Source organism: Salinibacterium sp., from assembly GCF_031364185.1.
In the GTDB taxonomy this organism is placed as follows: domain Bacteria; phylum Actinomycetota; class Actinomycetes; order Actinomycetales; family Microbacteriaceae; genus Rhodoglobus.
In genome coordinates this window covers 1-9,879 of record NZ_JANLVV010000067.1, presented here as the reverse complement: position 1 = coordinate 9,879, position 9,879 = coordinate 1, and the positions used below count along the sequence as shown (strand labels likewise).

Annotated in this window: 10 protein-coding genes and 2 pseudogenes; 7 read left to right on the top strand and 5 right to left on the bottom strand. The window is 65.8% G+C overall.

What is annotated here, in order from left to right; translation table 11 throughout:
• Window positions 1-223, top strand: a pseudogene (locus RMN95_RS03530) (SRPBCC family protein); the annotation flags it as partial.
• A 129-nt stretch (window positions 224-352) separates the two neighbouring features.
• Here RMN95_RS03530 and RMN95_RS03525 read toward each other — a convergent pair.
• Entirely contained in the window at window positions 353-847 is a 495-nt protein-coding gene (locus tag RMN95_RS03525) for an FBP domain-containing protein (RefSeq protein ID WP_309615579.1), read from the bottom strand.
• Between the two features lie 30 nt (window positions 848-877).
• Window positions 878-1,567 carry a TetR/AcrR family transcriptional regulator gene (locus tag RMN95_RS03520; protein WP_309615578.1) on the bottom strand — a complete coding sequence of 230 codons (690 nt, stop codon included), beginning with the start codon at window positions 1,565-1,567 and terminating at the stop codon, window positions 878-880.
• A gap of 41 nt (window positions 1,568-1,608) precedes the next feature.
• Here RMN95_RS03520 and RMN95_RS03515 point away from each other — a divergent pair, with 41 nt between their 5' ends.
• Window positions 1,609-1,992: a VOC family protein gene (locus RMN95_RS03515; protein ID WP_309615577.1), complete on the top strand. Its 384-nt coding sequence runs from the start codon at window positions 1,609-1,611 to the stop codon at window positions 1,990-1,992.
• A gap of 37 nt (window positions 1,993-2,029) precedes the next feature.
• Window positions 2,030-3,499 (top strand): methyltransferase, encoded by a 1,470-nt coding sequence (locus tag RMN95_RS03510; RefSeq protein WP_309615576.1) that lies wholly within the window; start codon window positions 2,030-2,032, stop codon window positions 3,497-3,499.
• 9 nt (window positions 3,500-3,508) lie between these two features.
• On the opposite strand, the gene RMN95_RS03505 is transcribed toward RMN95_RS03510, so the two are convergent.
• A complete protein-coding gene (locus tag RMN95_RS03505) occupies window positions 3,509-4,066 on the bottom strand; it encodes a TIGR03086 family metal-binding protein (protein WP_309615575.1) in 558 nt (185 codons plus the stop codon).
• Between the two features lie 135 nt (window positions 4,067-4,201).
• Between RMN95_RS03505 and RMN95_RS03500 the strand changes: the two genes are divergently transcribed.
• The 4 genes from RMN95_RS03500 to RMN95_RS03485 all read left to right on the top strand — a co-directional run bounded on the left by RMN95_RS03500 (window position 4,202) and on the right by RMN95_RS03485 (window position 7,057).
• The gene (locus tag RMN95_RS03500; RefSeq protein ID WP_309615574.1) at window positions 4,202-4,609 is read left to right on the top strand and encodes a VanZ family protein; all 408 of its coding nucleotides are present in this window, start codon (window positions 4,202-4,204) and stop codon (window positions 4,607-4,609) included.
• Window positions 4,610-4,757: 148 nt separating this feature from the next.
• Window positions 4,758-5,450 (top strand): M23 family metallopeptidase, encoded by a 693-nt coding sequence (locus tag RMN95_RS03495; protein WP_309615573.1) that lies wholly within the window; start codon window positions 4,758-4,760, stop codon window positions 5,448-5,450.
• Window positions 5,451-5,543: 93 nt separating this feature from the next.
• On the top strand, window positions 5,544-6,137 hold the full coding sequence (locus tag RMN95_RS03490) for a hypothetical protein (RefSeq protein ID WP_397545238.1): 594 nt from the start codon (window positions 5,544-5,546) through the stop codon (window positions 6,135-6,137).
• 86 nt (window positions 6,138-6,223) lie between these two features.
• Entirely contained in the window at window positions 6,224-7,057 is an 834-nt protein-coding gene (locus RMN95_RS03485; protein ID WP_309615571.1) for a DUF3097 domain-containing protein, read from the top strand.
• 52 nt (window positions 7,058-7,109) lie between these two features.
• Here the strand turns inward: RMN95_RS03485 and treZ are convergent, their stop codons facing one another.
• Window positions 7,110-8,846, bottom strand: a complete 1,737-nt coding sequence (treZ, locus tag RMN95_RS03480) for a malto-oligosyltrehalose trehalohydrolase (protein ID WP_309615570.1) — start codon at window positions 8,844-8,846, stop codon at window positions 7,110-7,112.
• Between the two features lie 7 nt (window positions 8,847-8,853).
• Window positions 8,854-9,879, bottom strand: a pseudogene (locus tag RMN95_RS03475) (malto-oligosyltrehalose synthase); the annotation flags it as partial.

Here is a 9,879-nt window from a genome sequence, read left to right as displayed (position 1 = left end):
GAAGCTGTTCGGGATGCTCGTCGCGAGTGCTCGAGCCGAGTGGCGTTTCGAGCGGGTCGAGTCGAGCACCCGGATCAGCTGGACCTATACGTTCTTCGGGAAACCCGGCCGAGGCTGGATCGTGGCGCTCATTGTCAGGCTGCTCTGGGGCCCGTACATGACGAAGGTGCTGCCGCCAATCGCTCACGAGGTGTCGCGGCAGGCGGCCGGCGCCAGCGCCTGAGGCTTCGTCGCAGTGCGGGTGACCCAGGCCTGGGCGTGTCTGCGGATGTCTCTCGCGTACCCGTCCCCGTCCGCAGTCGCACCCGCACCCGTCTGAAATGACGGAGATTCCGGCTCTGTCGGCGACCGCTCAGGCCGGCTTCATCACGCTGGCGGTGAAGGCCTGCAGTCGCGAGTTGAGACCATCGATGCGGCCGGCGAGCAACTGCGCAGGGTCAGGCTGCAGTGGATGCGCCGGCGGCAGGATGCGAATCAGGTGCGAACATGCCAGGTCGTCACACAGGTACATGCCGACGGTGTTGCCGTCGCGACCGGGCTGCCCTGCGCGCGGCGCGGTGAACATGCTGATCTCGTCGGCGCGCCGGGTGATGCGGCACAGCGAACACATCGCGGCGATGCCGGGCTGGAGTGAGAACTCGGAGGAGCGCAGCAGGATGCCGCGGGGCTGTTCCGCTGCCCAGTGCACGAGATACGCTCGGTGATGAGCCTGCGGGTCTCGCCAGCCGAGGTACTCGCGTTCGGCCCAGATGACCTCGTGCAGGCCGGGCATCGGCACTCGCTCCGCCTCGCCCTGGGTTGCGTTCACGAAGCTCGCGCGAATGTCGGCGGGGGTGAGGGGATCCACTATTCCACCCTACCTATGCCACTGCCGCGATCACGGGCACGTGAATCCTGCCTCCACCATGTCGAGCACGCGCTGTGTCGCCGCGTCGGCCTGATCGCGCGGCAGTGAGCGCAGCGGGCCGTCGACCAGCAGCAGCGCGAGCCCGTGTACGGCAGACCAGGCCAGGAACTCCGCCTGCGGCCTCCGCGATGCCGGCATGGCGCCGGAGGAAACGAGCCGGTCGAGAGCGTCGGTCAGTAGTTCGAGGGGCGACCTGCCACTGGGGCCCGACATCGAGTGGGGGGGCTGCTGCAGGTCGGAGTGCACGAAGAACGCGGCATGGAACAGGCCGGGATTATCGAGGGCGAACGCCACATATCCGGTGCCCACGGCCCGCAACTGCTCCGTTGCGACAGTAACCGAGTCGCTGTCGGGGATCAGGGCGACGGTCGCATCGATCGTGGTGGCCAGCTCGGCGAGGGCGGCGTTGCTCACGGCAACGAGGAGGGCGTCTCGATCAGCGAAGTGGCGGTAGGCGGCGTTGGGCGACACACCAACCCGCCTGGTTGCTTCGCGCAGCACGACGGCATCGGGGCCGCCGTCGCGTGCAAGTTCGACTCCGGCGGCCAGAAGCGCCTGCCTGAGGTCGCCGTGATGATAGCTCTGGCGACTAACGGCTGCGCTGGAGATGGTTTTTGCCTTTCGTGCTGGACGGTATGAACATTGTATGACAGTGTTCACGGTGTATACATATCCGAGCAACTTGTCACAGGAGAAACATCATGTTCGCAGATTCCCCCGCCTTCAGCGGTTTCTCCGTTGACGACATCGACGAGGCGAGAACCTTCTACGGCGAAACCCTCGGGTTGAGGGTCGAGGCCAACTCCATGGGGTTTCTCAACGTGCACCTCGCGAACGGTGGCGTCATCCTGATCTATCCCAAGCAGGATCACGTGCCGGCGACCTACACCGTGCTCACTTTTCCGGTCACCGACATCGACGCGGCGGTCACCGAACTCAACGCGAAAGGTGTGGTGACCAAGATCTACGATGACGACAACACCGATGAGCGCGGAATTGCGCGGCCGCCCAAGCCCGAATACGGCCCCCCCATCTGCTGGTTCCGTGATCCAGCGGGCAATGTGCTGTCGGTGCTTGTCGACTAGGTCGCTGGCCGACTGACCGCGGTGGTTGAATGGTCGGGTGACAGCCCTGGCCGACCTCGCGGCCGATCTTGCGAGTGCGAATTTCACAGTGGATGCCCTTGCCGCACTTTGGGGAGCGGACGCTGCGTCCGCTCTCGACCGCGGCCACCGAGTGCCCGCGCTCCGGTCGATCGCCTCGACCACTCCACTGTCGACGCTCGCCAGGGTGTTCGTGCTCGGCATGCCTGCCCCCGCCGCCGATGTGGATGCCGCGCTGCCCACACTCGGACTGAGCGGCGCGGTGCGTCTCGGCCTCGTCTCGGCCGAGGGGATTCCGCTTGTCGATCTCCGGCCATACTCGTTCGTCGATGAACGGGGCATCGTCAACTGGTGGATCGTGTCTGACCTCGGCGAGCTTGCACTGGGCACCGCGATACCCGAGAACCACGTGCTGGGGGTGGGCGGGGCATCCATCACTCTCAGCGGCCTGATGATCACGCAGCCGGTCGCGCGCGCCCTTGATCTCGGCACGGGCTGCGGAATCCAGGCGCTGCACGCCGCACGTCACGCCGAGCAGGTCATCGCTACCGACATCTCTGCGCGCGCTCTGGAACTCGCGGCGATGACCGCCGAGCTCAACGGGATCACCACGATCGAGTTTCGACGGGGAAACCTGTTCGAACCCGTGGCAGGGGAGAGGTTCGGCCATATTGTCTCGAACCCTCCGTTTGTGATCACCCCGCGCGGTCTCGACAACATGCCCGCATACGACTATCGCGACGGTGGCATGGTCGGCGACGGCATCGTCGAATTCGTGGTGAAAAATGTCGAGGCGATGCTGATCCCGGGCGGTGTCGCTCAATTACTGGGCAACTGGGAGTACGGCGCGGGCGACGGCCTCGCCAGGGTGGAGCAGTGGGTTCGATTCACCGGGCTCGATGCCTGGGTTATCGAACGCGAACGCCAGACGGTCGAGCAGTATGCGGAGACCTGGATCCGTGATGGGGGCACCCTGCCGGGCCCGGAGTTCGACAGGCTGTACGCGGCGTGGCTCGATGACTTCGAGACCCGGGGCGTCACCGGGGTGGGCTTCGGCTACATCACGTTGCGTCGCCCCGTCACGGGCGGGCCCACCCTGCGCAGGTTCGAGAGGCTCGACACGCCACTGGGCGACTCGCTCGGCACGCATATCGCCGAGCTGCTGGCGGCCCACGACTGGCTGCAGAGTGTGGATGACGCGGCGTTCGCCCGCGCTACCCTCACGGTGGCCCCCGACGTCACAGAGCAGCGGCACTATTGGCCGGGCGACGAGCACCCGACCGTGATGGACCTTCGGCAGGGCTCAGGTTTCTCGCGCACCGCGCCCCTGGGCACCGCGCTCGCCGCGGTTGTTGGCGCCTGTGATGGCACGCTCACCGTCGGCGCCATCTGCGGCGCGGTGGCCCAGCTCCTCGAGGTCGACGAGACCGAGCTCACCGCCGAGGTGATTCCCCCGTTGCGGGAGCTTGTGCTCACCGGATTCCTGTAGGGCGGCGCGTCAGCGCGGGTCGCGCCCGGTGACCGCGAGAAGTCGAGAGAGAAGCGGCGCGTCATCCGGAATCGGAACAGGTGGGGCAAACAGGCCGCTCGCCGCAAGAGTCTCCTTCTGGGGTTCGAAGACGGTCCACACCGCCTCAACCAGCTCGAGGTCAAGAAGCTCGTCAGCACCGGTAGCGCGTGAGAGATCCCAGGTGTGGATGGTGACATCTGCCACCTGCTCGCGCAGGTACTCGTCCATGGTGACGGTGTCGTAGGACAACCGCACCATGGATTCGCGGGGAGCGGCGTCCCACGCCGCCAGCGCCGCGAGAGAGTACAGCTGCCATTCCTGACGCAGGTCTTCTCGCAGCGGTTCGATGTCTTTCCGCGCTTGGGCAATCGAACTGCCGGCGAGCAGGTATGGCGCCCACTGCTGTTCCTCGATGACGTGGCTGACGAGGTCGCGGATTGACCAATCGGCGTCCGGTGTCGACGCGTCCCAGTCGGTGATCCCGCTGAGGCGGCCAGCGAACTCACGATGAGCACGCCCCTGCAGTTCAAGCCAATCGTGTGTCATCGTGTGTCTCCCGGGGTCATTTCCGAGGGTAGCAACCCGCGTGCTCACCCCACCATTCCCGAGCAGAAGCGGGCTCCCACTGCTCGTTCACTCTTCTCACACCGTTCGCGAAGGACGCCGGGTGATACTGGGCCAATGCGTATGAGACGGGTGATACTCCTCAGTGTCACCGTCCTGTACCTGGCGGCGCTCGTATGCGCGACGTTTATGCCTAATTCGGCGGCGTCACGATCCCAATGGTTCTGGCCGGTCATTGCTTTTCTCCCCGTCGGTGTGCTTCTGGTTTTGTTGCTCGGACGACGTCGCTGGTGGGCGGCGTTCGGCTTCAGCGTTCTCGCGGCGGTATGGATCGAAGCGGCACAGTCAGCCTGGATGCCCGTCGGCTACGCCAACCTCAGCGACGTCGCGTTGTCATCCATGGGTGCGCTCGCAGGTGTTGCGATCGCCACGATGCTGAGTGCCCCGCGGTCGCGGTCCCCGCGTGCACATGGATCACCCAGGGTCGTCACGCAAACTGATAGCAGGGAAATACCCCAGGACTGAGTGAGCCCCGGTGAGACAACACCCCCGGATCCCGCTCCCCTCGAGGCCGAATCGCACCTGACCGGGTGCCGACTACCCCCACTTTCGTGCCTCTGCTGCACGCGCGCGCTGCCTGTGTGCCCGCGCCGAACTCGAAAGACCAGCTCCTTTGTCACTCTCGTTTCGTTCGTCGTTCCTGCCCTCTTCCGCTCTCGATTCCGGCTGGGCCCTCAGCCCGGGATTTATCGGGGTGATCAGGTCACACCGGCGCAGTCTTGTGCTCGCCGCCATCGCCTCTGCCGGTCTGCTCACCAGCATTCCGTCACTGCCACCCGGCGCCTTCGCCTCGGAAGATGCAGCCGCAGCCGCTCAGGGGCAATCGTTGACCACGTCGGCAGGGTTCGACGCCCTGCCGACCCGCGACGGTTTCGCGATGTCCACGTTCTCCGTCGTGCAGTGGCCGGTGCCCGCATCCGCTCCCATCAGTAGTGGTTTCGGCCTCCGTGAGTGCGATGGCTGTTCGACCGACCACACCGGAACCGACTTCAATCCCGGCGCTGGCTACCCCATCCAGGCGATCTCCGCCGGTATCGTCACGGAGGCCGGCTGGGACTCTACCGGCTACGGAAACAGGGTGGTCGTGCAGCACGTGATCGATGGAACGGTCGTCTCCAGCCTCTACGCTCATCTGCAGGATGACTCGATCGCCGTCAGCATCGGAGACACCGTAGCTCGCGGGCAGCTGCTCGGCCTCGTCGGCTCGACGGGCCAGTCGACCGGTGCGCACCTGCACCTCAGCATCATCGTGGGCGGCGAGATGATCGACCCGTATCCCTGGCTCGTGGAGCACGTAAATTCATAGGCGTCTGTACTTTCATCTCAGATGTGCCTCATTCCCAGACGGGGACCCTACGCTGGTCACAGGCGGGCGCCGACCCGCGGCTGGGAGACTATCGTGGGATTTTTCGACAGGCTGTTCGGTGCACAAGATCAAGAGCCGCCGCCTCCATCCCGACATGGCGGAGCCCCCCGATCCGACGATGAGATCGCCGTGGAACGTTACCGGTACCTGCTGCGCACGGCACCGCCCGAAACGATCGAGCAGGTGCATGCGGAAGCTTTCGCGAAGCTGACGGACGAGCAGCGGTCGAAGATTTTCGATGAGCTTTCACAGAACGCTCCGGCTGGTGAGGCGCCTCGGGGTAGGGATGCGGCATCGCTCGCATCGTCGGCGACGAGGTCTGAGCTGCGGCAGCCCGGCACCATGGAGCGGTCATTCCAGGGCCCCGGCTTCGGCAGCATGGTGGGAAGCACCATCCTCGGCACCGTCGCAGGTTACGTCATCGGCTCGGCGCTGGTGTCGGCGTTCATGCCCGATCTGGGTGGTCAGGATGCAGCGGCCAGCGATTCGGGATCGGATAGCAGCTCAGACAGCGGATCAGACTCCGGATCGGATGCGAGCGCCGACGGCGGTGGGGGCGGCGACTTTGGAGGCGGCGGCGACTTCGGTGGCGGCGGCGATTTCGGCGGCGGTGACTTCGGCTTTTGAGTCGACAGGTTCTGACACGACAGCCTCTGACGCGACGGCCGGAGGGTCTCGCCTCAGGGAAGCGCACCGTCGGTTAGCCTCGACCGGTGAGTGATGACCGATATGGCAGCGATGTTCTGCAGGGGTTCGCGAAACAACGTGGCCCTACCCCGATTCCTGAGCTCGCCGTCGAACGCGGGCTTGTCCTCGAGGAGACAGGTACCGGTTTCGTGGGTGCGATCGTGGCCTATGCCAACGGGATGATCGAGCTCGAAGATCGTGCAGGCTCGATTCGCACCTTTACGCTGGGCGCCGGTTATCTTGTCGACGGAAAGCCCGTGAAACTCGTCAGGCCGGCCGCAAAGACCGCTCCCGTGATGCGCAGTGCTTCGGGCTCCGTGGCCGTCGAAGACCATAGGGCCAGGATTGCGCTGCCCAGCCGAATCTTCGTCGAGGGCCGCCACGATGCCGAACTCGTCGAGAAGGTCTGGGGGCACGATCTGCGGGTCGAAGGCGTCGTCGTCGAGTACCTTGCCGGTGTGGATGACCTCGAATCGATCATCCGCGACTTCGCACCGGGCCCCGGCCGCAGGGTGGGCGTGCTGGTCGATCACCTGGTGGTCGGCTCCAAGGAATCGAGAATTGCGGCGGCCGTGAATCGCGGCACCAACCGCGAGCACGTGCTCGTGGTCGGGCATCCCTTCATCGATGTCTGGCAGGCCGTCAAACCCGCCAGGCTCGGGATGACGGCATGGCCCGTGATCCCGCGCGGAATCGAGTGGAAACACGGAATCTGCGAGGCACTGGGCTGGCCGCACGACGATCAGGCCGATATCGCCGCCGCGTGGCAGCGCATCCTGTCACGGGTCGACAGCTACGCAGACCTCGAACCCCAGCTGCTGGGCAGGGTGGAGCAGCTGATCGATTTCGTCACGACCTGACCAGCGGTGGGCGGCCCGAGAAGGCCCGATGAGTCTGGCGGCCCAGCATAGGTCAGGCCCGCAGCACTGCGGCACTGTGGGCGGCTAGCGGAACGAGGCTCCCCACCCGCACAGGCGTGCCGGACGTGGCCAAGATGACGGCGCCGGCCGGGGCGGGCACGTCCCTTTCAGTTGCCGAAAAGTTGATGGCAACGCTGACCCCTGGCCTGTCGATCCTGAACCACCGCGCGGCTTCATCGAAGGCGCAGGTGACCGAGGCGAACGACGGATCGGTGAGCCCAGGGATGCTCCGTCTCAGCGCGATCAGATCTCCGTAGAGCGCGAACAGCCTGGCGTGGGCCGGCTCATCGAGCTCGGACCAGTCGAGCTTCGAGCGCGTGAACGTGGCCTGGTCCTGCGGGTCTGGCACCGAGTCGGCATCCCACCCCATCTTCTCGAACTCGGCAATGCGCCCCCGGGCGGTAGCAAGCCCCAGCTCTGGTTCGGGATGCGACGTGAAAAACTGCCATGGCGTAGTGGCTCCCCACTCCTCACCCATGAACAGCATCGGCGTGAACGGTCCGAGCAGCGTCAACACCGCGGCGATCGCCAGTTGGTCGACATCCAGGGTCGCGGTCAACCGATCGCCGGTCGCGCGGTTGCCGATTTGGTCATGATCCTGGGTGAAGGTGACGAGGCGCCAGGTGGGCATCGTGCCGGTATCAATGGGCACGCCATGGGTCCGTCCGCGAAACGACGAGTAGGTGCCGTCGTGGAAGAAGCCGCGGGTGACCACCTTAGCGAGTGAATCCAGGTGAGCGAAGTCGGCGTAGTAACCGCTGGTTTCGCCGGTGAGGGCCACGTGCAGGGCATGGTGGAAGTCGTCACTCCACTGGGCCTGGAGGCCGTAGCCTCCGCTGCCGCCTTCGCGCGGCGTGATGAGTTTTGGATCGTTGAGGTCGGACTCTGCGATGAGGGTGAGTGGGCGTCCGAGGAAGGCCGAGAGGCTGTCGGTGCGCTCGGAGAGCTCCTGCAGGAGGTGCTTCGGCGAGTTATCCACGAGAGCGTGCACGGCATCGAGGCGCAGGCCATCGACGTGGAAATCGCGCAGCCACATCAGCGCGTTGTCGATCACGTACGACCGCACGGCTGGCTCGTCGAGGTTGACCGAGGAACCCCAGGTGTTGGAACCCTCGGCGTGCAGGTATGGACCGAAGCGCGGAAGGTAGTTTCCACTCGGGCCGAGGTGGTTGTAGACCACGTCCTGGATCACGCCGAGACCGCGCGCGTGCGCGGCATCCACGAACCGTTCGTAGGCGGCGGGCCCGCCGTAGGTCTCATCGACGGTGTACCAGAGCACCCCGTCGTAGCCCCAGTTGTGGTCGCCGTTGAACCCGTTGACCGGCAGCAGTTCCACGAAGTCGACCCCGATGGAGACGAGGTGGTCGAGCTTGTCGATCGCCGAGTCGAGCGTTCCCTCCGGGGTGAAGGTGCCGAGGTGCAGCTCGTAGATCACGGCGCCGGCCAGCTGGCGGCCGGTCCAGGCGCTGTCGGTCCACTCGAATTCGCTGGTGAAGGTGCGAGAGAGTCCATGAACAGACTCGGGCTGGCGCCTACTGCGCGGATCGGGCAGCGGTGTCTCGTTTCCATCCACGAGGTAGCCGTAGTCGGTGCCGGAGACGCCCTCCGGAGCCGTCCACCAGCCGCCGTTGGTCGCCGTCATCTCGTGACGCTCGCCATCGAGCAGTAGCGTGAGTCTCGAGGCCGCGGGGGCCCAGATGTCGAAGGTGAGTGCGTCAGTGGTCGTCATCGGTCGCCTACTCGTTCGGGATCAGCAGTGCTACAGGGTATCGCTCTAGCACCTCGGAAAGCAGCAGGGTGCCGCCCTCGAATGTGCGACCGGTGAAGACATCGGTGACAGGACGCCCGGCGACGATCACAGTGGTGTCCCCCCAACCGCCCGCTCTTGCGAGGCCAACCGGCAGGCGCGTGGCAAGGGTGAGTGCCGCTCCGCGGTCGAAGGCCACGACGTGCTTCGCCGCAAATCCATAGGCTTCGATCGCGGCGTACCGGCTGAACAGCTCGGGCCGGTCCCGACGCAGCCGAAGCGCACGGGAGGTTACGAGCAGCTTCGCAGCGCCCGACTCGTCGATCGGCGGGTGGGCTCCGGCGTCGATAGCTGCGAGATAGAGCCGTCGTTCGTCGAAGTCGATCGGGCGGCGGTTGTCGGGGTCGACGAGGGAGGTCTCCCACAGCTCGCTACCCTGGTAGACATCCGGAACCCCCGGGGCGGTGAGCTGGATGACCTTGGCCGAGAGCGAATTCGACCAGCCCGGCTGGCGCACGGCGTCGAGCACGCGCTCGAGGATACCGACCACGTGCGGGTCGTCGAAGGCGGAGTCGACGATCCTGTGCATCCGAGCTTCGAATTCTTCGCTCGGTGCGGTCCACCCGGTGGAGTTTCCGGCCTCGCGGGCAGCCTTCTCGGCATAGGCGTGCAACCGCTCTCGGCTGGCCGGCCAGGCGCCGATGATCGCCTCCCAGAGCAGCAACTCCAGCGGACCGTCGCCGAGCGGCACCGCATCCCGCAGCTCGCCAAGCGCAGCCGCCCACTCCGTCGGAATCTCGGCGAGCACCGTGATACGAGCTCGCACGTCTTCGCCGCGCTTGGTGTCGTGGGTGGAGGCAGCGGTGAGGGACACCGGGAAGCTCGCCTGGCGCACCTGCTGGCGGCGGTGGAATTCGTCGATACCGATGGAGAACTCCGAGGGATCCGCACCCACCTCGGTGAGCGACCCGAGCCTGGTATAGCGATAGAACGCGGTGTCCTCCACGCCCTTCGC

Coding starts and splice junctions, on each gene's coding strand:
- RMN95_RS03500 (WP_309615574.1), top strand. CDS start 4,202: ATGCGTATGAGACGGGTGATACTCCTCAGTGTCACCGTCCTGTACCTG.
- treZ (WP_309615570.1), bottom strand. CDS start 8,846: ATGACGACCACTGACGCACTCACCTTCGACATCTGGGCCCCCGCGGCC.
- RMN95_RS03515 (WP_309615577.1), top strand. CDS start 1,609: ATGTTCGCAGATTCCCCCGCCTTCAGCGGTTTCTCCGTTGACGACATC.
- RMN95_RS03505 (WP_309615575.1), bottom strand. CDS start 4,066: ATGACACACGATTGGCTTGAACTGCAGGGGCGTGCTCATCGTGAGTTC.